This window comes from Mycobacterium sp. RTGN6 (genome assembly GCF_033804605.1).
Taxonomy (GTDB): Bacteria; Actinomycetota; Actinomycetes; order Mycobacteriales; family Mycobacteriaceae; genus Mycobacterium.
Map to the genome: position 1 here is coordinate 75149 of NZ_JAPZKZ010000015.1, position 24889 is coordinate 100037.

Here is a 24889-nt window from a genome sequence, read left to right on the forward strand (position 1 = left end):
CGTATATGTGTGTCTGTTGTTGCCACCGGCGCACAGGCTGCGCACGCAGCGGGCGTGCAGCGGCTGCTCGCGAGCTACCGTGCGATACCTGCGACCGCGACCGTTCGGCTGTCCAAGCCCACCTCGAACCTGTTCCGAAAGCGCGCGAAGGCCACGGCCAAGGGCCTCGACGTGTCCGGGCTGACGGGCGTCATCTCCGTCGACCCCGACGCGCGCACCGCCGACGTCGCGGGCATGTGCACCTATCAGGACCTGGTCGACGCCACGCTGCCCTACGGGCTGTCGCCGCTGGTGGTGCCCCAGCTGAAGACCATCACCCTCGGCGGCGCGGTCACGGGGCTCGGCATCGAGGCGGCCTCGTTCCGCAACGGGCTGCCCCACGAGTCGGTGCTCGAGATGGACATCCTGACCGGGACTGGCGAGCTCGTCACGGCGTCGCGGGACAACCACGCCGACCTGTTCCGGGCATTCCCGAATTCCTATGGCACGCTTGGCTACTCGGTGCGGCTCAAGATCGAGCTCGAACCGGTGCGGCCATTCGTCGCACTCAAGCACTTGCGCTTTCATCAGGTGCGCGACCTGGTGACCGCAATGGATCGGATCATCGAGACCGGCGGGTACGCCGGAACCCCCGTCGACTACCTCGACGGCGTGGTGTTCAGCGCCGACGAGAGCTACCTGAGCCTCGGCATGCAGACGGCGACGCCCGGGCCGGTCAGCGACTACACCGGCCAGCACGTCTACTACCGCTCGATCCAACATGCCGACGGCGAGAAGCACGACCGGCTGACCATCCACGACTACCTGTGGCGGTGGGACACCGACTGGTTCTGGTGTTCGCGGGCCTTCGGTGCGCAGCACCCGACGGTCCGGCGGTTCTGGCCGCGGCGGTACCGGCGCAGCAGCTTCTACTGGAAGCTCATCGGCTACGACCAGCGCTTCGACATCGCCGACCGCATCGAGAAGCGCAACGGGCGTCCCCCGCTGGAGCGCGTCGTGCAGGATATCGAGGTGCCGATCGGACGGACCGCGGAGTTCATCGACTGGTTCCTGGACAACGTCCCGATCGAACCGATCTGGTTGTGCCCGCTGCGACTGCGTGAGGGAAGTGGACCGGCCCCCAATTGGCCCTTGTATCCGATTGCCGCACACCACACCTACGTCAACGTGGGGTTCTGGTCGTCAGTGCCGCAGGGGCCCGAGGACGGCCATACCAACAAGCTGATCGAGCGTCGGGTGAGCGAGCTCGACGGCCACAAGTCGCTGTACTCCGACGCGTATTACTCGCTCGACGAGTTCAACGAGCTCTATGGAGGGGAAACCTACAAAACGGTCAAGAAGAGCTACGACCCCGATTCACGCTTGCTTGATCTGTATGCGAAGGCGGTGCAAAGACAATGACGACATACAAGGAACAGTCGGGTACGCCGACCGAGCGATTGACGCTGGCCGAGATCCTCGAGATCTTCGCCGCAGGCGACGAGCTGCCGCTGAAGTTCACCGCGTACGACGGCAGCACCGCGGGTCCCGACGACGCCGAGCTCGGACTCGACCTGCGCACTCCGCGCGGCACCACCTACCTGGCCACCGCGCCAGGCGAATTGGGGCTGGCCCGCGCATACGTATCGGGCGACGTCGAGCCCCTCGGCGTCCATCCCGGTGATCCGTACGAGCTGCTGCTGGCACTGGCCGAGAAGCTCGACTTCAAGCGACCACCTGCGCGGGTACTGGCCAACATCGTCCGCTCCATCGGCATCGAGCATCTGGTGCCCATCGCACCACCCCCGCAGGAGGCGCTGCCACGTTGGCGTCGCATGGCGGAGGGCATGCGGCACAGCAAGACTCGCGATGCCGACGCCATCCACCACCACTACGACGTCTCCAACGCGTTCTACGAGTGGGTGCTCGGCCCGTCGATGACCTACACGTGCGCGTGCTACCCGGACGCCGACGCCTCGCTCGAGGAGGCGCAGGACAACAAGTACCGCCTGGTGTTCGAGAAGCTGCGCCTACAGCCGGGGGACCGGCTGCTCGACGTGGGCTGCGGGTGGGGCAGCATGGTGCGCTACGCCGCCAAGCACGGCGTGAAGACCATTGGGGTCACCCTGTCCAAGGAGCAGGCGGAGTGGGGTCAGCGGGCGATCGTGGAGCAAGGGCTGTCCGACCTCGCCGAGATCCGTCACAGTGACTATCGCGACGTGCGGGAGTCCGGGTTCGACGCGGTCTCGTCGATCGGGCTGACCGAGCACATCGGCGTGCAGAACTACCCGGCGTATTTCCGGTTCCTCAAGTCGAAGATGCGCACGGGCGCGCTGCTGCTCAACCACTGCATCACCCGCCACGACAACAGAACCGGCGCTGCTGCGGGAGGCTTCATCGACCGCTACGTGTTCCCCGACGGGGAGCTCACCGGGTCGGGCCGCATCATCACCGAGGCGCAGGACGTCGGGCTCGAGGTGGTGCACGAGGAGAACCTGCGCCAGCACTACGCGCTGACGCTGCGCGACTGGTGCCGCAACCTCGTCGAGCACTGGGACGAGGCGGTCGAGGAGGTGGGCCTGCCCACCGCCAAGGTGTGGGGGCTCTACATGGCCGGGTCCCGCGTCGGCTTCGAGACGAACGTCGTTCAGCTGCACCAGGTTCTGGCGGTGAAGCTCGACAACAAGGGCGGCGACGGCGGCTTGCCGTTGCGCCCGTGGTGGACGCCCTAGCCGTCGACCTTGCGGGCGCCGAGCTCGCTCTGCAGTAGCTCGAGCGCCACTTCCTCCGGGTCACGCCGGGGCGCAGGGTCCGCAGTGCTGGTTTCGGCGAGCATCTCGGCCGCCTCCGCCTCCTCGTCGACGGCCACGGGCGTGGCAGGCGTGGCCGGCGTCGCGCTTGGGGCGCCGACCTCGTAGCGCACCCGCCACTGCAAACCGAGGGCGTCGCGCAAGGCATCCTGAATGGTGTCCAGATTGCGTTGTTCGCCAAGGCGTTTGGCGAGGTTCGCGGATTCGTGCGACAGCACCAGCGTGGTGCCGTCGACGGCGCTGACCATGGCCCCGGCGAGCATCGCCGAGAGCGTGCGGCTGCGGTCGCGCACCTTGTCCATGACCGTCGTCCACTGCCTGCGGATGGCCGCGGCGTCGGGGTTGGCGGTGACGGGGTCGGCGGCAACTGGCTCCGGTACCGGTTCGGGGGCCGGCGGCTCGGGTACTGGCGACGGAGGAGGGGGCGGAGTCGGAGGCGCTACTGCAACGGGTTTGGGCGCAGGCGGTGGCTCCGCGGCCACTGGTTCGGGCGCGGGAGCGGGTGGCTCCGGGGCAGCTGGAGGTTCCGGGGCAGCTGCCGTCTTGCGGACGTACTGCTTGGCGGGGGCGACGGCAGGCACGTCGGCGCTCGAGCCCTCGGTGGGTGCGGCCATGGCCAACCGCGTCTCGATGCGCTCGACCCGTTGCAGCAGAGCGGATTCCGTGTCGCTGGCCGATGGAAGCAGCAACCGGGCGCACACCACCTCGAGCAGCAGTCGCGGCGCGGTGGCGCCACGCATCTCGCCGAGCCCGGCGTGGACGACCTCCGCGTATCGGGCCAGGGTGGCAGCGCCGAGCCGGCCCGCCTGGTCACGCATCCGCTCGAGCACGTCGGCCGGAGCGTCGACGACGCCACGCGCCGCGGCGTCGGGCACCGCCTGGATGATGATGAGGTCGCGGAACCGCTCGAGCAGGTCCGTTCCGAAGCGGCGGGGATCGTGACCGGCGTCGATGACCGCTTCGACCGCCCCGAACAACGCCGCGGCGTCTCCGACGGCCAACGCGTCGACCGCGTCGTCGATGAGCTCGAGGTCGGTGGCGCCCAGCAGCGCCAGCGCCCGCGGGTACGTGACGCGGTTCTCGTCGGCTCCGGCGAGCAGCTGGTCGAGCACCGACAGCGTGTCACGTGGCGACCCGCCGCCCGCCCGGATGACCAGCGGGTAGACCGTCTCGTCGACGACGACCTGCTCCTGGGTGCAGATGCGTTCCAGCAGGCCGCGCATGGTCTTGGGCGCCAGCAGCCGGAACGGGTAGTGGTGCGTGCGGGACCGGATGGTGGGCAGCACCTTCTCCGGTTCGGTGGTGGCGAACACGAAGATCAGGTGATCGGGTGGCTCCTCGACGATCTTCAGCAGCGCGTTGAAGCCGGCCGTGGTGACCATGTGCGCCTCGTCGATGATGAAGATGCGGTAGCGCGACTGTGCCGGGGCGTAGAACGCCCGGTCGCGCAGCTCGCGGGTGTCGTCGACGCCGCCGTGGCTGGCCGCGTCGAGTTCGGACACGTCGACGTTGCCTGGCCCGTTCGGCGCCAGCGCGACGCAGGAGTCGCACGTCCCGCACGGCGTGGCCGTCGGGCCCTGCTCGCAGTTCAGCGAGCGGGCCAGGATGCGCGCCGAGGACGTCTTGCCGCACCCGCGCGGCCCCGAGAACAGGTACGCGTGGTTGATCCGGTTGGACTCCAACGCCGTCGACAGCGGCTCGGTGACGTGCTCCTGGCCGACGACTTCGGCGAATGAGGCAGGTCGGTACTTGCGGTAGAGAGCCACGACGGTCAGGCTACCCAGCCGCCCCGACTAGTCGCGTGCCAGCAGCGCCTCAGTCGCCGAGAGCAGTGCACACGTCGCGAGCCCATCGATGGCCTGGCGCAGGTCGGCCTCCCCAGGAAAGGACGGTGCGACGCGGATGTTCTTGTCTTCCGGGTCTTTTCGATACGGAAATGCGGACCCGGCCTCGGTGACGGCGATGCCCGCGTCCTTGGCCAGTGCGACGGTGCGGCGCGCGGTGCCGGGCCACACGTCCAGGCTGACGAAGTAGCCACCCTTCGGGTCGGTCCACGACGCGATCTTGGACTCGGTGAGCCGGTCGTCGAGAATCTCCGCGACCAGCGCGAACTTCGGCGCCAACAGCGCCTGGTGACGTTGCATCTGCAGCCGCACCCCGTCGGCGTCGCCGAGGAACCGCAGGTGCCGCAGCTGATTGACCTTGTCGGGGCCGATGGTCTTCTTGCCCGCGTGCTGCAGGTACCACGCGATGTTTCCCAGCGAGCCGCCGAAGAAGCTGACCCCTGCGCCCGCGAAGGTGATCTTGGACGTCGACGAAAACACGAACGGTCGGTTCTGATGGCCCGCCTTGGCGGCCAACCCGAGCACGTCGACCTGACGGACGAACTCGTGGGTGAGCGTGTGCACCGGGTAGGCGTTGTCCCAGAACAGCCGGAAATCGCTTGCCGCGGTGCGCATCTGCACCAGTCGGCGCACGTTCTCCCAGGAGTAGGTGGCGCCGGTCGGGTTGGCGAACACCGGAACGCACCACATGCCCTTGATGGCGGCGTCCTCGGCGACGAGCTCCTCGACGACGTCGACGTCGGGGCCGTCCTCGCGCATCGGAACGGCGATCATCTCGATGCCGTAGCTCTCGGTGATCGCGAAGTGGCGGTCGTATCCGGGCGCCGGGCAGAGGAACTTGATCGGAAGGCCGTCGCACTGCTCATGTCCCCAAGGCCTTGGCGAGTCGACGGTGCCGTGTAGCAGCGCGAACACCAGCACGTCGTGCATCATCTCGAGGCTGGCGTTGTTGCCCGCAATCAGGTTCGGCACGGGGATGCCCAACAGTTCACCGAAGATCGCCCGGAGTTCGGGCAGCCCATGCTGTCCGCCGTAGTTCCTGGTGTCGGTGCCGTCGCCGTCGCGGTAGTCGTTGTCTCCCGGCAGGCTCAACAAGGCGTTCGACAAGTCCAGCTGCGCGGGCGAGGGCTTTCCGCGCGTGAGATCCAGGCTCAGCTTCTTGGCTTGCAGGTCGGCGTAGTTGCGGCGCTGCTGTTCGTGCTGCGCCTGCAGTTCGTCGCGGCCCAGGGACTGAAACGACACGGCGCGCCTTTCATTTCAATGGGCCGCGGATAACGAAGGGGACCCCGCGCACCCGCCAGAGCCCATTGACCCTTGCTGCCTTCCGGCCCTGGGGGAGTTCACAGGATAGACGCCGCGCGGGGTCCGGTGTTCGAGTGTAGTACCCGGCCGGCCAGCAGCTCGTCGGGCGTCGAGCGCCGGTCGGCTACCATGGCCCGCGGAGGATTCGCCTAGTGGCCTATGGCGCTCGCCTGGAACGCGGGTTGGGTTAATAGCCCTCAGGGGTTCAAATCCCCTATCCTCCGCACTGGTCGGGGGTGCGATCGGTCATCGAAAGATCTGGTCGCACCCCGACCATCGAACTCGAGGAGGAGTATGCGGCGCTCGGTCGCGGTGGCGTGGCACGCTTCGTTCTTCACCCTGGCCGGGGCTCTCTACTTCTTCTTCGTGCTGCCCCGCTGGTTCGAGCTCACGGGCGTCTGGACGTCGTCGCTAGGCAATCCGCTGCGCATCGTCGCCGGCGTGCTCATCGGGTTGTGCGCACTGCCCGTGGTGTTCACGCTGCTTCACACCCGCAAGCCGGAGTTCGGCACGCCGCAGCTGGCTCTGTCGCTGCGGTTCTGGTCGATCGTGCTTCACGTGCTCGCCGGTGTGCTCGTCGTCGGCGCGGCAACGGCCGAGATCTGGATCAGCCTGGACAGCGCCGGCCAGTGGTTGTTCGGCATCTACGGAGCGGCCGCCGCGATCGCGGTGCTCGGTGCGCTCGGCTTCTACCTCGCCTACGTGGCGGAACTGCCGCCTCCCCCACCGAAGCCGCTCAAGGTCAAGGAACGGCCCGCCCGTCGTGGTCGCGGCAAGTCGGTCGAGGACGCTGAGGACTTCGACGACGCCGTCGAGGCCGAATCGGGCGAGGACTCAGAGCCCGTCAGCGTCACCGATGCCGACGAAGTCGACGAAGTCGACGAGCCCGAAAGTGCCGAGCCCACAACTGATCCCGAAACCACGACCGAGACCGCATCCGAAGCCGAGACCGCATCGGACGACGATGACGAGTCCGACGCCGAGGCCGATGACGATTCGGACGGCAAGCTGCGCAACCGCCGCCCGGGCGACAAGTCGACGACCCGTCGCTTCCGCCGTCGGCGCGGTGGTGTCGCGCTCGACGACTGACGTCAGCGGCGCTCTCGTCGACAGCGGGGATTATCACCGTCAGTATTGGGGTAGCTACTCAGCGAGCTGCGGAAGGTCGTACATGGGCAGGTTCAACACCCGGGGGCGGGCCGTCATGGCGGTCGCCGTCGGAGCGATGCTTGCCGTGGTCGCCGCCGCGCCGGCAGCTGCCGTCCCCGTCGACATGTCGGGGGCGATAGCCCAGGTCGAACCCGGCGTCGCGCGGCTCGACACCACGATCAACTACCAGCACGCCATCGGAGCGGGCACCGGCATCGTGCTCGATCCCGGCGGCGCGGTCCTGACCAACTTCCACGTGGTTCAGGGTGCCGACAGCATCACTGCGTCCATCGGCGGCGGTTCCTTCCCCGCCGATCTGGTCGGATACGACCGCGGCCACGACATCGCCGTCCTCCAATTGCGCGGCGCCGGGGGGCTGCCTGCGGCGCCGATCGGCGACTCGTCACGGCTCGGGCAGGGCGACGCCGTCGTGGCGCTCGGAAACGCCAGCGGGTCGGGCAGTCCGCTCACGCAGGAAGCCGGCCAGGTGGTCGGCTTCGGCCGCACCATCAGCGCCAAGGACGAGTTGACGGGAAGCTCCGAGCAGATGACGGGGCTGATCGAGTTCGCGGCGCCGGTGCGCGCGGGTGACTCCGGCGGACCGCTCGTCAACGCCGCGGGCCAGGTGGTCGGCGTAACCACCGCGGCAACGCTGAACTTCCGGATGGGCCCGGGCGGCGAGGGTTTCGCGATACCCATCAACGACGCGATGGTGACCGTCGGCCAGATCCGGTCGCTGGTTCCCAGCGACTCCGTGCACATCGGCCCTCCGACCCTGCTCGGCGTCGGCGTCAGTGCCAGAGAGCAGCAGCACGACCTGCCGGGCATCATCCTTCACGAGGTGCTGCGCGGTGGGCCTGCTCAGCAGGCGGGCCTGCTCGACGGCGACGTGCTGGTCACCATCGACGGCGTTCAGCTGAATTCGGCCACCGCGCTGACCACCATGTTGGACCGGCACTACCCCGGCGACGTCGTCGACCTCGGCTGGATCGACCGAGCGGGCCAGCAGCGCACCGGCAAGGCCGCGCTGACGTCCTGAGTTCCACCAAAATACTCGACCGGGTCCGGCGCAGTCCCTATGCTGAGCGAGTGCACAACAATTCCCATTATCGCGTCGTTCAATGGACGACCGGCAACGTCGGCAAGAGCTCCGTCGCAGCCATCGCGCGCAACCCCACTCTCGAACTCGTCGGCTGTTACGCCTGGTCAGCGGACAAGGCCGGCCGCGACGTCGGGGAATTGTGTGGCATCGAGCCCCTTGGCGTGACGGCCACCAACGACGTCGACGCACTCCTGGCGCTCAAGCCCGACGTCGTGGTCTACAACCCGATGTGGATCGACGTCGACGAACTCGTCAAGATCCTGGCGGCCGGCGTCAACGTGGTCGCGACCGCATCGTTCATCACCGGACACAACCAGGGCGACGGCCGCGACAGGATCGCCGCAGCATGCGCGCAGGGCGGCTCGACGATGTTCGGCTCCGGTATCAGCCCGGGGTACGTCAACCAGCTGTCGATCGTCGCGGCGGGCATCTGCGACCGCGTCGACAAGATCACCGTCAACGAAGCCGCGGACACCACGTTCTACGACTCGCCGGCGACCGAGAAGCCGGTCGGGTTCGGCCAGCCGATCGACCATCCCGACCTGCAGGCGATGACCGCGCACGGCACCGGGGTGTTCGGGGAAGCGGTCCGGATGGTCGCCGACGCGCTCGGCATCGAACTCGACGAGGTGCGCTGCGACGCGGAGTACGCGCAGACCACCGAAGACCTCGACCTCGGCTCTTGGACCATCGGTGCGGGCTGCGTCGCAGGTGTCCATGCCAGCTGGAAGGGGATCGTCGATGGGGTGACGCGAGTCGAGATCACCGTCCGGTGGCGCAAGGGCCAGACGCTGGAGCCCGACTGGAAGATCGACCAGGACGGTTGGGTCATCGAGGTCGCGGGCAGGCCGACTGTCACGATGAAGGTCGGCTTCCTGCCGCCTCCCGACTTCGAGGCCACCACGCTCGAGGAATTCATGGTGTTGGGCCACATCATGACGGCGACCCCGCCGCTGAACGCGATCCCCGCCGTCGTCGCCGCGCCGCCGGGGATCGTCACCTACAACGACCTCCCCCTGATCCTTCCGCGCGGAGTGGTCGCAGCCAGCTAATTACCTAGCTTTGCTGGGCTTTTACCGACGCGCGCGACGCGCCGGAGTGTGCTTGTTCCGGACTGTGACCGGGGCTACATTGCATCCAAAGTGGAGTCGAGCGGCAAGGGGGCGCGCCGTGCTATGGACCTGTGTGATGGTCTACCTCGCGGGGTGGATCGTGGCCTCGGCTGGCGTGTTTGCCGCAGGCAACCGGCTGTGCGAGCCAGGCATGCCGCCCAGCTACCGGCTGATTCTGAGCGTCGCAGCGGGGTCCATTTGGCCGATGCTCCTGGTCGGTGCCGTCGAGTTGAGTTCGATGGCGGTCTACTCGAGTGCGGAGCAATTCGCGGCCACGAAGGGCCCCGAATCACCGTTTTCGCAGGTGGACGCCGAGCAAACTTACGGCGTCGTCACGCCGCTGCGCTGACGCGCCCATCCGTCGCCTCCTAGGCACCAGGGGCTGAACTGCGCGAATGGTGCAATTGGGGTGCGGCTGCCCAGTGTGGCCCGTGGTTCGTCGGCCGTTGCCTTCGCGGTTCCCCCGATCGTTGGCCGTGAAGGCGCCGCGGGAGGGACTGGCGGTCCACGCCACTCCCCGCCCGTCCGGGTGCCGCTGGCGCGGGCCTGGGCAGCACGTAGCGCGGACCGAGCGTCGCGCTGGAGTTCCGGGCCCCGGCGAACCCCACCGCGTAGCGGGGCCCCCGTGGCACGTGGCGGCGACTCGTTCATCGACGCCCTGAGCGCGGAAAACAAGATCAATTATCTTCGTCGTAAATATTTTCAAACAATCTTGAAGTTTGCTGTGTGACGTTTGCGTCAATTGGCCGTGGCACCGCAGTTCGGCTCGAAAGCGAACTTGTAGTTCACGTCACAGCGTTAAAACAAACTTTTTCCCTGTTTTGGGGTGGACTATCGTTCCCTCCGTCGGTAATGTCCTCGACCATGGCCGATATGCCCGTCGAAAACCCCGACGAGGAACTCATTCCGCACCATCACCACGACACGCCATGCCAATGCGGACACCGCCACGCGGAGCACTCGATGTTCGGGTCGTGCCACGGCTGCAACGACTGCAGTGACGACGACGACCTCGAAGCCGAGCACGGGCATCCATATCAGCGGTGCGCGTGCACCATGTTCCAGCTCGTCGTTACGTTCGACGAGGACGAGCTCGCACTAACGGGCTAGCCGACTAACTAACCGCTCACCGGGTTGCCCTCTTCGTCCCAATTGGCCGCCACCTTCTTGCTGGGCTGAACGCGCGGCGGCTCGCCTGGCATTTTCGGATAACTCGGCGGATACGGCAGATCTCCGAGCCCACGCTCCTCGTCGGCCTCGACCAGCTTCAGCAGCGGCTCCAACGAATGGGCCACCTCATCGATGGCCGCCCATGGGTCGTCGCGTGCGGCGACCAGGGCCCCAGCGGTGGCGATGGTGTAGTCGTCGGGATCGGCGCCGGCCAACTCGTCCCACGTCAACGGCATGGAGACGGTCGCGATCTCGGTGCGCCGCACCGAATAGGCCGACGCGAACGTCCGGTCGCGGGCGTTCTGGTTGTAGTCGATGAACATCCGCTTGCCGCGTTCCTCCTTCCACCACGACGTCGTGACGGCGTCGGGCGCCCGCCGCTCGACCTCGCGTGCCAGCGCGATGCCTGCCCGCCGGACCGCGACGAAGTCCCAGTCCGGTTTGATGCGGACGAAGACGTGCACGCCGCGGCCGCCCGACGTCTTCGGATAGCCGACGAGCCCAAGCTCGTCGAGCACGGGCTTGAGCACGTCGACGGCGATCGTGCGGGCATCGTTGAAGTCGGTGCCCGGCTGTGGGTCGAGGTCGACGCGGAGCTCGTCGGGGTGCTCGGTGTCGGGGCAGCGGACCTGCCAGGGATGGAAGGTGATGGTGCCCATCTGCGCGCCCCATGCGATGGCCGACGGATGGGTGACCTTGAGCGCGTCGGCGGTACGGCCCGACGGGAAGGTGACCGTGCACGTCTCGAGGTAGTCGGGATGCTTTTGCGGAACCCGCTTTTGGTAGATCTCCTCGCCGTCGATGCCGTCGGGGAACCGTTGCAGGTGCGTGGGCCGGTCCCGTAGCGCCGCCAGCATCGGCTTCGCAACCGACAGGTAGTACTCGACCACCGTGCGCTTGGTGCCGCCGGACCCAAGTTTCGGGAAGTACACCTTGTCCGGACTGGTCAACCGGACCGCGACGCCGTCGACGTCCAGTTCTTCTGCGGGAGTGGCCATTTCATGACTCCAAGACGTCGTACAGATCGTAGTTCAGCGGCACGTCGAGCTGGGCGAAGGTGCAGCTCGACGGGTCGCGGTCGGGGCGCCATCGGACGAACTTCACCGCGTGCCGGAACCGCTGCCCGTGGCCTGATGTCGCCGGCAGCCCGGCTCCGTGGGCGGGGTTGCCCTCCATCTGGTCGTAGGCGACCTCGGCGACCTTCTCCGGCCGCACGGGTATCCACCGCTTGTCGGCGGCCGAGTTCCACCGGCTCGCTTCGCCGTCGTTGACCTGGTCGCCCTCGCGCAACGGCTCGAGGTCGGCGAGCAGCTTGATCCTGTCCTTGACGCTGAAAGATGCTGCCCCGCCGATCATCTGGAGCTCACCGTCGTCGCGGTAGAGCCCAAGCAGGATCGATCCGACGCCCTCTCCGCTCTTGTGAATCCGGTAGCCGATGGCCACGCAGTCGGCGTCTCTGGCGTGCTTGATCTTGACCATCTCGCGCTTGCCCGGCACGTAGCGTCCGTCGAGCCGCTTGGCGATCACGCCGTCGAGGCCAGCGCCCTCGAACGTGGTCAGCCAGCGCGCCCCCTGCTCGGGATCCTCAGTGGTCCGCGTGACGTGGCACCACTGCTTCTCGTTCACCGCCGCCAACAACGCCTCTCGCCGCGCCCGGAACGGCTCGTCCATCAAGGAGCGGGCTCCGGTGGCCAGCGCATCGAATCCGATGAAGTGCGCGGGTGTCTGTTCGGCGAGCATCCGCACGCGGCTCTCGGCGGGATGGATGCGCTGGCTCAGCGACTCCCAGTCCAGCCGGATCCGACCATCGAGCTCCCGCGGGACCACGACCTCACCGTCGAGCACACATCGCGGTGCGAGCTCGTCCCGCAGCGCATCGAGCAGTTCGGGAAAGTAGCGCCCCAACTCCTTGCCGTTGCGCGACTGCAGCACCACCTCGTCGCCGTCCCGGAACGCCAGCGCCCGGAACCCGTCCCACTTGGGCTCGAAGGACCACACCCCCGGATCGTCGGGCACCGTGGTGGCCGCCTTCGCGAGCATCGGGTCGACGGGTGGCTGCACCGGTAGGTCCACGCTTTCCATACTCACGTAGACCCGTGGGCCGGGGCAATGTCATCGGGGCGCCGGAAAGCACCGCACTCACTGCAACCCGGCGTTGGGCGTGGAGCGTCTCGATTCATGACTAACCGACACGCGCGCTGGCGTTATGGCACGACCACGGGAACACCGGCGGTGGCGACAGCCGTGAATCCGTCCTGATTGTCTCCGTCACTGCCAGCCGAAGCCTGGCTGCCCGCCCCGGCCGCGAACGCGGTGTTGCCGGTGTTGTTGTCGCCGTCAGCACCGGCCAGCGCGACCCCCTGGTTGATGGCCGTCGCGGTGTTGCCGTCGTTGTTGTCGGGATCGGCGGAAGTGAAAAAGCCCCCGGCCACCGCGACGGAATCGACACCATCGGCGAAGGCGCTGTTGCCGTCGTTGTCGATGCCGGTAGTGCCGGCGTCTGCCTGGGCACCGTTGGTGGCCACCGCGGAATTGCCGGTGTTTTCGCTGTTGGGGGGCGGCTCAGACAGCCGGCCGGCTCGAGGTAAGGCACAAGGTGCCGTACTCCGATCTGGCGTCGTTGCCTGAGGAAGAACGGCTGACTCTCTTCGGACGCGACGCGCCACTGGAATTCGGGCATAGCCTCGAACAGATCATCGGCGGCCTGTCGGCTGAAGGCCTGTGTGTCAACGGATTCCTTGAAGAGTTCGACGCGCGCGAACGGATGGGCGAGTACTTTCCAAGCTTTTTCGTGTTGCGCGCTGGCAGAGAGGCCGGTGCTTGCACGTAGTTTTCGGGGCCACAATGAGGCAATGAAGCTGCCCGTCATGCCGCCAGTGTCGCCGATGTTGGCCAAGTCGGTTCCAACGATCCCGCCCGATGCCTCCTATGAACCGAAGTGGGACGGCTTCCGGTCGATCTGCTTTCGCGACGGCGCTGAGGTCGAGCTCGGCAGCCGCAACGAACGCCCGCTGACCCGGTACTTCCCCGAACTGGTCGCGGCGGTCACCGCGGAACTTCCGCGGCGCTGCGTCGTCGACGGCGAGATCGTCATCGCCGGAGCGCACGGCTTGGACTTCGAGGCGCTGCAGCAGCGCATCCACCCGGCCGATTCGCGGGTGCGGATGCTCGCCGACAAGACGCCGGCCTCCTTCATCGCGTTCGACCTGCTCGCCCTCGGTGACGACGACTTCACGGGACGGCCCTTCCACGAACGTCGCGCAGCGCTCGTCGAGGCATTGGCCACGTCTGGCCCCACGATCCACGTCACGCCCGCGACCACCGAGCTCGCCACAGCGGAGCGCTGGTTCGACGAATTCGAGGGCGCCGGCCTCGACGGCGTCGTCGCCAAGCCGCTGACCGTGACTTACCAGCCGGACAAGCGAGTCATGTTCAAGATCAAGCACGTTCGGACTGCCGACTGCGTGGTCGCGGGCTATCGGGTCCACAAGTCGGGCGACGACGCGATCGGCTCGCTGCTGCTCGGACTGTTCTCCGATGACGGCACACTCGCATCGGTCGGCGTCATCGGTGCGTTCCCGATGGCGACGCGGCGGGAGCTGTTCGCCGAATTGCAGTCGCTCATAACAACTTTCGACGAACATCCGTGGAACTGGGCGGCGCACATGTCGGGAGACCGCACCCCGCGTCGCAACGAGGGCTCCCGCTGGAACGGCGGCAAGGACTTGTCGTTCGTCCCGCTGCGCCCCGAGCGGGTGGTCGAGGTCCGCTACGACCACATGGAAGGTGAAAGGTTCCGTCACACAGCGCAATTCAACCGCTGGCGGCCCGACCGCGAACCACGCTCGTGCACCTACGCACAGCTCGAGCAGCCGCTGACATTCAGCCTTGGCGACATCGTGCCCGGCCTCGGGGGCCAACCCATCTAGTTGATGAGGTCGTTCACCACGGAGTCGACGATGGCGAGGTGAGCAGCCATCGCGGCGGCCGCGTCGGTCTGCGATCCGTCGGCGATGGCCTTGACGATCGCGCGGTGTTCGACTCCGTTGGCCTCTCGCCGCTTGGGCACTGTGTTGAGCAGCCTGGACTGCTCGGTGAGGGTTTGACGCATTTCGGCGACCACGGCACCAAACACGCGGTTGCCGCTCGCCCGGGCGATCGCGAGGTGAAGCTCACCGTCCAGGCGGACCCACTCGGTGGGATCGAGCACGACGTCCATCGCATTGATCAGTGCCCACAGGTGGTCCAACTGTTCGGAGGTTCGGCGGAGCGCAGCCAGCCCGGCGCCGGGCACTTCGATGTGCGGGCGCGCTTCCCGCAGTTCGTGGACCGAGTACTGCCCCAGCAAGGTTTCGGCGTTGGCCTTGTCGGAGACGATGAAGGTGCCCTTGCCGGTGTGGGTGGCGGTGAGTCCCAACGCGGTGGTGGTGCGCAGCGCCTCACGGATCACGGATCGGCTGACGCTGTAGCGGGCCGCCAGCGCTGCTTCGGCCGGCAACTTGGTGCCAACTGGCAGCTCGCCGCGATCGATGGATGCGCGCAGGTCGGCGAGCACCGCCTCCGCCGCCCCGACCCGGGCGAAATTCGGCTGACGATCAGTCCAGCTGTCCGACAGGCTCATGGGCCGATGCTACCTCAGAACCTGTGAACTGCCGTTTCGAGTTGCCGACCTCGGGTGTACGGGGCACTATTCACATATGGACCTGTCAGACAGCCATACAGTCAGTCAACATGATGTGTCGATTGACCATGACGCCCTGGTGGGCGCCTGGTGTCAGCTCGCGGCACTCTGCGCGGCGGACGCCGCCCGCGGCGCCACTGGCGAGGACATTCGATCGCTCCGCGTGCTACTCGACGCGGCCGGATCAGAATCCGGAGCGTCCGTCTGGTCGTCGCTGATGGCGTCGGCGTACCTCACGATCTGCGAGGCCGCCCACAACGGTCTCTACGAATCGGTCGTGCTCGAGCTGTGGCACAAGATCGACGACGACGGGTGCAGCGACGTGTTGATGGCGCAACTCTGGGACCGCCGTGTCGATGCCGAGCGGTCGTTGTGGCAGGTGGTGTCGGGCATCGCTGACTTCGATGCGGACCGCGCTCACTCCGCGATGTCGACGCACCTAATGCTCGTCGGCAGGCACGCGGTCGGACGTTAGGTCGTCGGCGTCGGGCATCGATCGTCGAGTGCGATCACCACGAACACCGAGTCGGCACTGCCCGCGTCACAGCGATAGGACGTGCCGGCTCCACACAGCAGACGGTCGCCGGGGTGAAGTTCGTGGCTCGTCTCGGCCCCAGCGGGGACCGCAGAGCTGACCGACAACTGTCCGCTGACGACGTAGATGACGGTGTCGTGGCGACTTGAGCACCACCCATCGGGCACGCCATTCATGCCCACGTACTCGGCGACGCGGACCGCACCGCCTTCCCGCCCCAGCTCCCGCACCGACCCCAGGCGCTGATGATCAGCCCGGCTGACCTCCACGACACTGTTCTCACGCGCGGCATCCAGAAGGTCGGTGTCTCGGCAGTCGAGTGCCTGAGCGATGAGGGACAGCGACTGCAAAGACGGTGTGGCACGGTCGTTCTCGATTTGTGAGAGGAACGGGACCGACAGGCCGCTGCGCTCGCTCAGTTGCGCGAGGGTCAAACCGTTTACCCGGCGCAGCCGTCGTACCACCCGGCCGACGCGCACGGTCGGACTGCGCAGCTCATCCTGAACCTGCGCCACGTTACGCACTCTTAACGTTCTTCGGCTTCCATCCGGTGCCCATCGCCCTTAGCCTACCAAACATCCGATGTCATCAAATGTTTGATGACTGCTAATGTTTGGAGAACCGCATGTCAGACTCCGTGGCGTACGACACGTCGGCGCTGGCTCACGAAGAAGAGGGCTACGACAAGGGCCTCAAACCGCGCCAGTTGCAGATGATCGCCATCGGTGGGGCGATCGGCACCGGCTTGTTCATGGGTGCCGGTGGTCGGTTGCACTCCGCTGGGCCAGGCCTTTTCATCGTCTACGCCGTCTGCGGTGTCTTCGTGTTCTTCATTCTCCGTGCGCTGGGCGAGCTGGTGTTGCACCGGCCATCCTCGGGATCGTTCGTGTCCTACGCTCGTGAATTCCTCGGCGAGAAGGCCGCTTACGTCGCGGGCTGGATGTACTTCTTCAACTGGGCGTGCACCTCGATCGTCGACGTCACCGCCATCGCGCTCTACATGCACTACTGGGGAGCGTTCGAGGCGATACCGCAGTGGACCATCGCGCTCATCGCGCTGCTGATCACGCTGACCGTGAACATGATCTCGGTCAAGGTGTTCGGCGAGATGGAGTTCTGGGCCGCGCTCATCAAGGTCGTCGCACTGGTGACGTTCCTGGTGGTCGGCATCGTGTTCCTGGCGGGCCGCTTCACCGTGGCTGGCGCGACCACCGGCCCGTCGGTCATCGCCGACAACGGCGGCATCCTGCCCACCGGAATCCTGCAACTGGTCATCATCACCTCCGGCGTCATCTTCGCCTACGCCGCAGTCGAACTGGTCGGCACCGCAGCAGGCGAAACCGCCGAACCCGCCAAGGTCATGCCCAAGGCCATCAACTCGGTGGTCTTCCGCATCGCGGTGTTCTACGTCGGATCACTGATCCTGCTGGCCCTGCTGCTGCCGTACACCGCCTACAAGCAAGGCACCAGCCCGTTCGTCACCTTCTTCTCCAGCATCGGCGTGCCCGCCGCCGGCGACATCATGAACTTCGTGGTGCTCACCGCCGCGCTGTCCAGCCTGAATGCAGGGCTGTACTCGACTGGCCGCATCCTGCGCTCCATGTCGATGAACGGCAGCGCACCACAATTCACCTCCAAGATGACCAAACGCGGTGTGCCGTTTGCCGGTATCGCGCTGACCGCTTGCTTCACCGTCGTCGGCGTCTTCCTCAACCTGGTCGTGCCGTCGGAGGCCTTCAACATCGCGCTGGACCTGTCCGCGCTGGGCATCATCGCGTCCTGGGCCACCATCGTGATCTGCCAGATCCAGCTCTACCGCTGGTCGAAGAAGGGCATCTTGGCCCGCCCCTCCTTCCAACTGTTCGGTACTCCCTACACCAGCTACGCCACCCTGGTGTTCCTCTTCGCCGTCACCGCACTGATGTGCTGGGAGAACTACTGGAACCTCGTCGCACTGCTCGTCATCGTGCCCGCCCTCGTCATCGGCTGGTACGCCGTGCGCGGCAGAGTGATGGAGATGGCACAAGAACGCGTCGGATACACCGGCAACTACCCCGTCATCGCCGAAACCCCGCTGATGGACGAGTTCCTGGAGAAGGACGCCAAGGAAGCCAAGGAACACCAGGACTGAGCACCAAGCTTCACCAAACGGTTGAACCCCGTGGCGACTGCGCCGCGGGGTTCAAGCGTTGGCGCAGTTGAGCATCGCGTCCTCACGGCACCCAAACGGCCGGACTTGCACCATGGTCGTCGTCGGGATCCGCAGAGGAATGGAGCACAACATGACAATCAAACACGTGGCAATCCGCCGGGCGGCAGCGGCGGCGCTGGGCGCAGCCGCGATCATCGCCGTCCCCGGCGGCGTCGCGTCCGCCGATCCGGGCATCGGATGGGGTGCGCCAGGACCGGGCATCCTGCCCGGCCTTGGCCTTGGCGGGTTCGGCGGGCCCGCGTCCGGCTTGGGGCTGCTGCCCGGCGCCGGATTCGGCCTGCCAGGCATCGGCCTCGGCGGCGTCGGCGGACCGGGGTCGGGGCTGGGCGTGCTGCCTGGCGTTGGCTGGGGGCTGCCGGGGCCCGGCCTCTTCTAGAACCGTGGGGGATGCTGCGTCCCTCTCGGCGCGGCATCCCCCGCTTCCCCTCCGGTCCTCACGCGCGTCAAACGCCACCGGCAGGCACCATGGTCAGATGCGAGTTCTAGTGGTCGAGGACGAGAAGCTCCTGGCCGACGCGATCGCCGCCGGCTTGCGCCGCCACGCCATGGCCGTCGACGTGGTCTACGACGGCGCAATGGCGTTGGAATACACCAGCGTCAACGACTATGACGTGGTGGTGCTCGACCGCCAGCTGCCCGCCGTTTCCGGCGACCAGGTGTGCGCGCACGTCACTGCGTCCGAGACCACGACCCGCATCCTGATGCTGACGGCGGCCACCGCCATAACGGATCGCGTCGCCGGACTGGGCCTCGGCGCCGACGACTACCTCAGCAAGCCCTTCGCATTCGCCGAACTAGTGGCCCGGGTTCAAGCGCTGGCCCGGCGGTCACGGCCGGCCACCCCACCGGTACTCGAGCGACGCGGCATCCGACTCGACCAACATCGCCAGACAGTCACCCGTGATGGCGTGCCGATACCGTTGACCCGCAAGGAATTTGCGGTGCTCTTGGAACTGATGCTGGCCGACGGCGGAGTAGTGTCCGCCGAGCACCTGTTGGAGAAGGCCTGGGACGAGCACATCGACCCGTTCACCGGCGTCGTCCGCTACACCATCATGATGGTCCGCCGCAGGCTCGGCGACCCGCCCCTGATCGAGACCGAACCCGGAGCGGGGTATCGCATCTCGTGAACGTGTGGCGCAGATCCACCATCCGCACCCGGCTCACCATCCTGTACGCCGGCGCGTTCTTCATCGCTGGCGCGCTCCTCGTCGCGGTCACCTACTTCTATCTCCAGCAGTCGCTCGAGCATCGACCGGGCAGCGGAATACCCGCCCTGGTACAGCAGTTCGCCGGGGAACGTGGGCTACGCGGCATGCCGGTTCTGGAACGTCTGGCGACCGCCATTTCCGCGCAGGCCGAACAGGATCGCCGCGAAACGCTTCAGTCGATGTTGACCTGGTCGCTTGTCTCGCTCGTCGCGATCGGGGTGGCCGCGGGCGGATTCGGCTGGCTGCTCGCCGGGCGCGCGCTGCAACCGTTGCAGGACGTGACCGCTACGGCCCGCCGGGTCGCCGATCGGAACCTGCACGAGCGGATCGCGCTCACCGGCCCCAACGACGAGATCAAGGTACTGGCCGATACGTTCGACGCGATGCTCGAGCGCCTCGACCGCGCGTTCGACGGTCAACGCCGCTTCGTGGCCAACGCCTCCCACGAACTCCGAACGCCGTTGGCGATCAATCGCACCTTGATCGAAGTCGCGCTCGACGATCCCGACACTCAGGAATCCACCCGCAAGCTCGGGGAGACGCTGCTGGCCGTCAACCAGCGCCAGGAACGCCTCATCGACGGCCTCCTGATGCTCGCCGGGAGTGCCCAACGGCTGGAGACCAACGTCCGCGTCGACCTGGCGCAATCGGCTCAGCGCGCGTTGACGACGTCCGACCCCGCTGCGAAGCAGGCCGGGATCACCTTCTCGACGGACCTGAATCACGTTGACGTACAGGGTGATCCGGTGCTGCTCGACCGGTTGGCGCAGAACCTCGTCGACAACGCAGTGCGCTACAACGTCACTGAGCACGGTTGGGTGCACGTGCACGTCGCACGGGTCGGCGACGTGGCCAGATTGGTCGTGCAAAACTCCGGACCTCCTGTGTCGCCCGGCGACGTGGGCGCCTTGTTCGAGCCATTCCGTCGACTCGGCCACCAGCCGGTGTCGGGAGGTGGTGGCACCGGGCTCGGCCTGTCCATCGTGCGATCCATCGCGACCGCGCACGGCGGCGACGTGCAGGCCACCGCGCGACCCGAGGGCGGCCTCGAGGTGGTGGTGAGCCTGCCTGCCCGTCAGTAGTCGTGACAGGTCTCGGCGATCCGGGCCAGCATCGCGACCTTCTCCTGCCCCTCCGGCGTGTTGCGCTTCTCCTCGATCGCACTGCGCCACTGAGGGTTACGGTCGAGCACGTCCTTCAGCCGCTGCTTGCGCTGGTCCACCGGCAAATCGATGAGCTCCTGCAACTTGGCCTGCGCCGCGGGACGCGAGGCGAGCTCAGCCGCCAAGTTGGGCGCCTGCACCTTCAACGCGGACTCGAATTGCGCGTAGCTGCACGTCGTCGCGATGAGTGGGCCGTCACCGGGTTCCGCGGCAGCCTGCGGCACCACCGTCAGAGCGAGCATGGTCAGGCCGAGGAGCAGAGGCGACTTCATGCGCACAGTTCATCAATCCGCGCGTTTGGTCGGCGCTAGGGAACTGTGGGCCGACCGCCGGTCGCGTATAGGTGCACCAGACCGCTGGCCACGGCGAACCGCGGGCCGTGCCTTCCTTCGATGTTGGCCCGCCCGACGACGACGGGCACCGTGCGCAGTGCCTCGCCGACGGTGCGCATCAGTTCGTCGTCCAGCGCACCGCCACCCGCGAGCACCAAAGCGGTTGGCGCCCGGTCGAAGTCTCGCAGGCACCGCGCGATGTTGGCCGCGACGGTCTCCTGTTTGATCGCGAGCCGCAGACTGCGCCACTCCTCGGCCGCCAGCCTGCTGGAGAACGGCACCAGTCCGGCGGCCCCTCTGGTGCAGAGTCTGCCGATCGCGTCCGACGACGCCGGCGAGTCCAGGAACACCCGGCGGCCGTCCTCCTCGTGCGCGACGTGCGGTCCCTCGACCCGCACGGCTGGAGTCCGCTTGACCGTTTCGGCGAGCGCACGGGGTATTCCGAGCACGCGCGCCACGGCGATGGTGATCGACTCCCCCGCCCCGGCCGCCACCACGGTGCGCTCGGTGCCGATCAGGTCGATGGTGCCGCCGCCGATGTCGCACACCATGGAATCCTGCGGAAGGCCGGGCGTGGTGCGGGCGCCCCATGCGGCGGCTTGCGACTCGGTGGCCAGCGTCCGCGTCGGCCGGCCAGTCAACGCGGTGAGCGTGGCGGCGGCGTCGGAGACCTCGTCGGCCGCAAGTATTGCGACGACGGTGCCGTTTGCATCGGCGATTCCACGCCGCAGCCATGCCCCGCTGTCGATCGACGCCAAATCGGTGAAAAATGCGTCCTCCACGGCGATCCCGTGTTCGGCAGTTGGTATCGCGCGTAGCCGGACACGCTCGACTGACCCCGGCGGGGCGAGTCGTAGCACCGAGTGCGCCTGCGCCGGTGAGTACCGCACCGCCGCCCCGTCGACCAGGCAGTCGACGTAGTCGTCGTCAGTCGCTGGGGGCTCCGGCGGCCCGGTCCGGCGCGTGACCGCAATCGCCGCGGAGTCAGCGAGCTCACGGCAGAACTCGGCGACGTCGGCGATCTCGTCGGGCGGCAGCTGCAACGCCGCCGTCAGCGCGATCGGATCGGCCATCGCGCGATAGGACCGGCCCTCCTCGACCACCTCCACCGCCACCAACGCCCCGGGTTCGAGGCCGTCGACGTCGGCCTCGTCGACCACTGGGACGTCGACGGGGATGCGGTTGCGGATCAACACCGCGTCGTCCTGCGCGGCGATCACCCCGACCACTTGCCAGCCGCGTTGCACCGCGCTCGAAATCCCGCTTGCCGCCACCTCGAAGTCGCAGGAGCCGTCGACGGAGACGATGACGGGTCCGACCGCTACGTCACCACCGAGCGCGGACAGCGGGACATGTTGCCCCACTCCATATCCCGAGCCCGCCGGAGTGCTCGCCTCGGGTCTGCGCAGGCTCCGGACGGGCGAGCGCGGTGACGACGCGGGTGGGATGGGCGCGGTTGCGGTGTCGACCGGCCGTAACGCCGACAGCAGCAGCTCGTCGGCCGCGACGCCGGCGTCTACCTCGATCCTGTGCAGTAGCGCGGCCGCGCCCTTGAGCGACTCGGCGGAACCCTTGCGCCCGCGGGTCGGGGCCTGGCCGTGCGCGAGCGTCGCAACGTTGCCGTCGCTCACTCGCGCCAGCACTAGCTCCGTGGTGTGGTTGCCGACGTCGATGCCCGCCACGACGCACGCGCTCAACGCAACAGACCCCGCCTGGCATAGACGACGGCCGCGTGGGCCACCAGCTCCGCGCACCGGCCCGCGCCGCGCGCCTCCAATGACGCCCGGAGTTCCTCCAGCTGCGCGGCGGTCGAGCGGTGCGGGCGCAGCGCCTCATACAAGCCCATCACCTCCTCGTCGTCGATGATCGCCAATTCGGCTGCCCGCAGGAAGTTTTCGGCCAGTTGCGGGTTACCGCCCTGCTCCGCGACGGCGGCCTGGTGTGCCAGCGCCGCCGGATCCATGCGCAGGTCCGACAACCCGAGCTTGCCGTCGACGGCGTTCTCGACGGTGAACCTGTCGTCGGTCATGGCCGCTCTACTTCGACGGTGACGGGTGGCTGGCCAGGTCCGCAGGCCTCGCGTTCCAGCGCGACGAGCGCGACCGCCCTGGCGTGGTACCGCGCGGAGATCGACTCGTCGGTGCCTCCGGTGAAGATCGGGACCGGCGCCATCCCCTTCGCGTGCCTGGCCGCATTCTTGCCGAGCTCGCGGTACATCTTGGCGTTCAGCAACGGCGCGACGCTGAACAGCTCCAGGTTCGCCAGCGGAGCCAGGTCGCGCCGGTGTATCAACGACGTGCCCTTGCCCTGCAACCCGATTCCGATGCCGGAGCCCGACAGCCGCGCGGCCGTCAGCCCGATCAGTCCGACGTCGATGGTGGATCGCACCCGCACCAACCGGGGCACGCAGCCCTCTTCCTCGAGGCCTGCGGAGAGCTGCCGCAGCACCTCGCCAACGGTCAGCCCGCACAGGGTGAGCCAGACGCTGCGCCCCCAGGCCGGGGACAGTCCGATGCAGACCTCACGGGGGTCGCTGCCCTGGCGCGCGGGTTCGACGTCGGTGACGGTGACGTGGCCTTGGTGCTCGGCCTGGTCGGCAGTCAACTCGGCGACGGTGCGGGCCTGGCGGATGCCGTCGAGCTCAGCCCGGCGCTGGTCCGTCAGCGCGTATCCCGTGCCAGGACCGGCATAGTCGTTGGGGTCGGTCAGCTTCGAGAGCACGCGGAACTCTTCGTCGAAGATGGCCGACGTCTGCAGCTGGTCGCCACGCAGCCGTTCGCGGGTCAACCGCATGATCGCGGCAGCCTCAGCGTCGTAACCCGTGCGCTGCAGCGACGCGATCACGTCGAACACCGTCAGCTGTTTGGCCTCGATCGAGGCCGCCGCCTCCGCGACCATCTTGGGGTGCCCCGCCGACAGGTCGCGGGATCCGTTGGCTGCCACCACCTCATCGACACGTGCGTCGTCGTAGTCGGCCAGCCCGAGGTCGCGGTACACGGCCTGGACCGCTTTGGCCGCTCGGCGGCGAACGGCGGCGAGGTGTTCGGGCGACACCGTGCGCAGACCGCCGTCGGCGCCCCAGTCGCGTTGCAGCACGAGGAAGTCGTCCATGTCGTCGGAGTTGAAGTTGGACAGCGCAAACGCGTTGTCGTAGCGCGGGATCGACCCGAAGCCGGAGAAGATGAAGTCGGCGCCCGCGAGCAGCACCGGCAGCGTGTGGGCGCTCCGCCGGATGTCGGACTCCGAAATGAGGTTGTCGTTGCCCGCGCATGACTCGAGGTCGCGCATCATCACCATGAGGTTCTCGGCGAGCAACTCCTTCATGCCCTCGGGCACCGAGGCCACCACGCCGACGCCGTCGATACCGCCGTTCTGCACCCCTTGCGAGCCCAGCGCCCTGGCCAGCGAGACGCATCGCGACTCCAGGTACAGGATCGAGCACTTCTCGGCGGCCCCCATGAGCACCTCGGCGCCGCCGCCGCTGGTGACCCGCATCTTCAGCCCGCGGGACGCATAGGCCGACGTCAGAATCGCCTTGCTGAACGGGGTGTCGTCGCCGTCGGTGAAGACCTGCTCGGTGCCGTAGATGGAGATCGTCTCGGCGTAGCTGGTCAGCCCGCGCAGCCCAAGCCGCAGCTCGAGGGCCTCCTCGATCGAGCACTGCGCCATGGCTCCCGGCGTACCCACCTGGCTACCGATCAACAGCGCAACGGCATTCGACGGTGCATCGCCAAGCACGGGCACCGTCGTCTCGACCTCCCGGAACCCGTACGCGACCGCGCTGGCCGCGTCGGCGGCGACGAGCAGCGGATCGTCGAGCTGGTTGGTGACGTGCGCCTGGTTGCTCGGCGTGCGCCGCGCTCGCATCTTGGACATTGCCATCTGCATCTCGACCGGGGACATCACGGCGATGACCCTGGCGAGCTTGGCCGGGGTGGTGCCGCCGATGAGCCGCACCACCTCCGCACGCGACACGTTGACGTCAACGGCCATGCGGGCCAACGCCGTATCGTCGAGCGCCATCGCCTCGTCGGCGGCGACGAGGTCGATGCCGTACCGGGCGATGAACTCGTCGATCACGTCGAACTCGTCGGCCGGCTTTCCATCGAGTTCGACGACCTCCCCGTCGCGAATGGTCAGCGACGGGGAGGGGTCAAAGGGGCTGCGCATCGCGACCAGGCCGAGGTCTGGGTTCGCGACACTGAATCCGTCGAGGTTGACCGGCTTCGCATTGAGTACGCGAAACCGGCCTAGCTCATCCACGTTCAGAGGCCTCCCTCGTCGATC

Annotated in this window: 25 protein-coding genes, 1 tRNA gene and 1 other RNA gene; 15 read left to right on the top strand and 12 right to left on the bottom strand. The window is 67.4% G+C overall.

Annotated features, from left to right (window positions below; all coding sequences use genetic code 11):
- Positions 1-9: 9 nt before the first annotated feature.
- Both SLQ33_RS30290 and SLQ33_RS30295 read left to right on the top strand, forming a co-directional pair.
- Entirely contained in the window at positions 10-1401 is a 1392-nt protein-coding gene (locus SLQ33_RS30290) for an FAD-binding oxidoreductase (protein ID WP_319457620.1), read from the top strand.
- Positions 1398-2711, top strand: coding sequence for a class I SAM-dependent methyltransferase (locus SLQ33_RS30295; protein WP_319457621.1), 1314 nt, complete (start codon positions 1398-1400; stop codon positions 2709-2711). Before SLQ33_RS30290 ends, SLQ33_RS30295 begins: the two co-directional genes overlap by 4 nt.
- On the opposite strand, the gene SLQ33_RS30300 is transcribed toward SLQ33_RS30295, so the two are convergent.
- The 3 genes from SLQ33_RS30300 to ffs all read right to left on the bottom strand — a co-directional run bounded on the left by SLQ33_RS30300 (position 2708) and on the right by ffs (position 6004).
- Positions 2708-4555, bottom strand: a complete 1848-nt coding sequence (locus SLQ33_RS30300; protein WP_319457622.1) for a DNA polymerase III subunits gamma/tau — start codon at positions 4553-4555, stop codon at positions 2708-2710. The genes SLQ33_RS30295 and SLQ33_RS30300 overlap by 4 nt on opposite strands.
- A gap of 27 nt (positions 4556-4582) precedes the next feature.
- Positions 4583-5875 (bottom strand): aminotransferase class I/II-fold pyridoxal phosphate-dependent enzyme, encoded by a 1293-nt coding sequence (locus SLQ33_RS30305; RefSeq protein WP_319457623.1) that lies wholly within the window; start codon positions 5873-5875, stop codon positions 4583-4585.
- A 32-nt stretch (positions 5876-5907) separates the two neighbouring features.
- An RNA gene (gene ffs / locus SLQ33_RS30310) (signal recognition particle sRNA small type) lies at positions 5908-6004 on the bottom strand.
- 69 nt (positions 6005-6073) lie between these two features.
- Here ffs and SLQ33_RS30315 point away from each other — a divergent pair.
- The 6 genes from SLQ33_RS30315 to SLQ33_RS30340 all read left to right on the top strand — a co-directional run bounded on the left by SLQ33_RS30315 (position 6074) and on the right by SLQ33_RS30340 (position 10408).
- A tRNA-Ser gene (locus SLQ33_RS30315) sits at positions 6074-6159 on the top strand.
- Positions 6160-6229: 70 nt separating this feature from the next.
- Positions 6230-7024: a hypothetical protein gene (locus SLQ33_RS30320; RefSeq protein WP_319457624.1), complete on the top strand. Its 795-nt coding sequence runs from the start codon at positions 6230-6232 to the stop codon at positions 7022-7024.
- 82 nt (positions 7025-7106) lie between these two features.
- Complete coding sequence (locus tag SLQ33_RS30325; protein ID WP_319457625.1) at positions 7107-8123, top strand: S1C family serine protease; 1017 nt, start codon at positions 7107-7109, stop codon at positions 8121-8123.
- Between the two features lie 50 nt (positions 8124-8173).
- On the top strand, positions 8174-9238 hold the full coding sequence (locus tag SLQ33_RS30330; RefSeq protein ID WP_319457626.1) for a dihydrodipicolinate reductase: 1065 nt from the start codon (positions 8174-8176) through the stop codon (positions 9236-9238).
- A 118-nt stretch (positions 9239-9356) separates the two neighbouring features.
- Positions 9357-9647: a hypothetical protein gene (locus tag SLQ33_RS30335; protein ID WP_319457627.1), complete on the top strand. Its 291-nt coding sequence runs from the start codon at positions 9357-9359 to the stop codon at positions 9645-9647.
- A gap of 515 nt (positions 9648-10162) precedes the next feature.
- Positions 10163-10408, top strand: a complete 246-nt coding sequence (locus SLQ33_RS30340; protein WP_319457628.1) for a hypothetical protein — start codon at positions 10163-10165, stop codon at positions 10406-10408.
- Positions 10409-10416: 8 nt separating this feature from the next.
- Here SLQ33_RS30340 and ligD read toward each other — a convergent pair whose 3' ends face one another.
- From ligD to SLQ33_RS30355, 3 genes are all read right to left on the bottom strand, one after another.
- Positions 10417-11466, bottom strand: a complete 1050-nt coding sequence (gene ligD / locus SLQ33_RS30345) for a non-homologous end-joining DNA ligase (RefSeq protein ID WP_319457629.1) — start codon at positions 11464-11466, stop codon at positions 10417-10419.
- Between the two features lies 1 nt (position 11467).
- A complete protein-coding gene (locus tag SLQ33_RS30350; protein WP_319457630.1) occupies positions 11468-12550 on the bottom strand; it encodes an ATP-dependent DNA ligase in 1083 nt (360 codons plus the stop codon).
- Positions 12551-12672: 122 nt separating this feature from the next.
- Positions 12673-12993, bottom strand: coding sequence for a hypothetical protein (locus SLQ33_RS30355; RefSeq protein WP_319457631.1), 321 nt, complete (start codon positions 12991-12993; stop codon positions 12673-12675).
- Between the two features lie 71 nt (positions 12994-13064).
- On the opposite strand from SLQ33_RS30355, the gene SLQ33_RS30360 reads away from it, so the two are divergent.
- Both SLQ33_RS30360 and SLQ33_RS30365 read left to right on the top strand, forming a co-directional pair.
- Positions 13065-13298, top strand: a complete 234-nt coding sequence (locus tag SLQ33_RS30360) for a hypothetical protein (RefSeq protein WP_319457632.1) — start codon at positions 13065-13067, stop codon at positions 13296-13298.
- A 22-nt stretch (positions 13299-13320) separates the two neighbouring features.
- Positions 13321-14397: an ATP-dependent DNA ligase gene (locus tag SLQ33_RS30365; RefSeq protein WP_319457633.1), complete on the top strand. Its 1077-nt coding sequence runs from the start codon at positions 13321-13323 to the stop codon at positions 14395-14397.
- On the opposite strand, the gene SLQ33_RS30370 is transcribed toward SLQ33_RS30365, so the two are convergent.
- Positions 14394-15089: a FadR/GntR family transcriptional regulator gene (locus tag SLQ33_RS30370; protein ID WP_319457634.1), complete on the bottom strand. Its 696-nt coding sequence runs from the start codon at positions 15087-15089 to the stop codon at positions 14394-14396. The genes SLQ33_RS30365 and SLQ33_RS30370 overlap by 4 nt on opposite strands.
- Positions 15090-15204: 115 nt before the next feature.
- On the opposite strand from SLQ33_RS30370, the gene SLQ33_RS30375 reads away from it, so the two are divergent.
- Positions 15205-15624 (top strand): FCD domain-containing protein, encoded by a 420-nt coding sequence (locus SLQ33_RS30375; RefSeq protein ID WP_319457635.1) that lies wholly within the window; start codon positions 15205-15207, stop codon positions 15622-15624.
- Here the strand turns inward: SLQ33_RS30375 and SLQ33_RS30380 are convergent.
- Positions 15621-16199, bottom strand: coding sequence for a helix-turn-helix domain-containing protein (locus SLQ33_RS30380; protein WP_319457636.1), 579 nt, complete (start codon positions 16197-16199; stop codon positions 15621-15623). The two genes, SLQ33_RS30375 and SLQ33_RS30380, sit on opposite strands and share 4 nt — an antisense overlap.
- Positions 16200-16309: 110 nt before the next feature.
- On the opposite strand from SLQ33_RS30380, the gene SLQ33_RS30385 reads away from it, so the two are divergent.
- The 4 genes from SLQ33_RS30385 to SLQ33_RS30400 all read left to right on the top strand — a co-directional run bounded on the left by SLQ33_RS30385 (position 16310) and on the right by SLQ33_RS30400 (position 20189).
- Complete coding sequence (locus SLQ33_RS30385; protein WP_319457637.1) at positions 16310-17815, top strand: amino acid permease; 1506 nt, start codon at positions 16310-16312, stop codon at positions 17813-17815.
- A 151-nt stretch (positions 17816-17966) separates the two neighbouring features.
- On the top strand, positions 17967-18272 hold the full coding sequence (locus SLQ33_RS30390; protein ID WP_319457638.1) for a hypothetical protein: 306 nt from the start codon (positions 17967-17969) through the stop codon (positions 18270-18272).
- 97 nt (positions 18273-18369) lie between these two features.
- The gene (locus tag SLQ33_RS30395) at positions 18370-19026 is read left to right on the top strand and encodes a response regulator transcription factor (protein ID WP_319457639.1); all 657 of its coding nucleotides are present in this window, start codon (positions 18370-18372) and stop codon (positions 19024-19026) included.
- A 2-nt stretch (positions 19027-19028) separates the two neighbouring features.
- Positions 19029-20189, top strand: a complete 1161-nt coding sequence (locus SLQ33_RS30400; RefSeq protein ID WP_319457640.1) for a HAMP domain-containing sensor histidine kinase — start codon at positions 19029-19031, stop codon at positions 20187-20189.
- Here SLQ33_RS30400 and SLQ33_RS30405 read toward each other — a convergent pair.
- Genes SLQ33_RS30405 through SLQ33_RS30420 form a run of 4 tightly spaced genes read right to left on the bottom strand, consistent with a single transcriptional unit; the run spans position 20183 to position 24865 of the window.
- Positions 20183-20542 (bottom strand): hemophore-related protein, encoded by a 360-nt coding sequence (locus SLQ33_RS30405; RefSeq protein ID WP_319457641.1) that lies wholly within the window; start codon positions 20540-20542, stop codon positions 20183-20185. The two genes, SLQ33_RS30400 and SLQ33_RS30405, sit on opposite strands and share 7 nt — an antisense overlap.
- A 35-nt stretch (positions 20543-20577) precedes the next feature.
- Positions 20578-22299, bottom strand: a complete 1722-nt coding sequence (locus SLQ33_RS30410; RefSeq protein ID WP_319457642.1) for a diol dehydratase reactivase ATPase-like domain-containing protein — start codon at positions 22297-22299, stop codon at positions 20578-20580.
- Positions 22296-22631, bottom strand: a complete 336-nt coding sequence (locus tag SLQ33_RS30415) for a diol dehydratase small subunit (RefSeq protein ID WP_319457643.1) — start codon at positions 22629-22631, stop codon at positions 22296-22298. The genes SLQ33_RS30410 and SLQ33_RS30415 overlap by 4 nt, the downstream gene beginning before the upstream one ends.
- The gene (locus SLQ33_RS30420) at positions 22628-24865 is read right to left on the bottom strand and encodes a propanediol/glycerol family dehydratase large subunit (RefSeq protein WP_319457644.1); all 2238 of its coding nucleotides are present in this window, start codon (positions 24863-24865) and stop codon (positions 22628-22630) included. Before SLQ33_RS30420 ends, SLQ33_RS30415 begins: the two co-directional genes overlap by 4 nt.
- Positions 24866-24889: the final 24 nt, after the last annotated feature.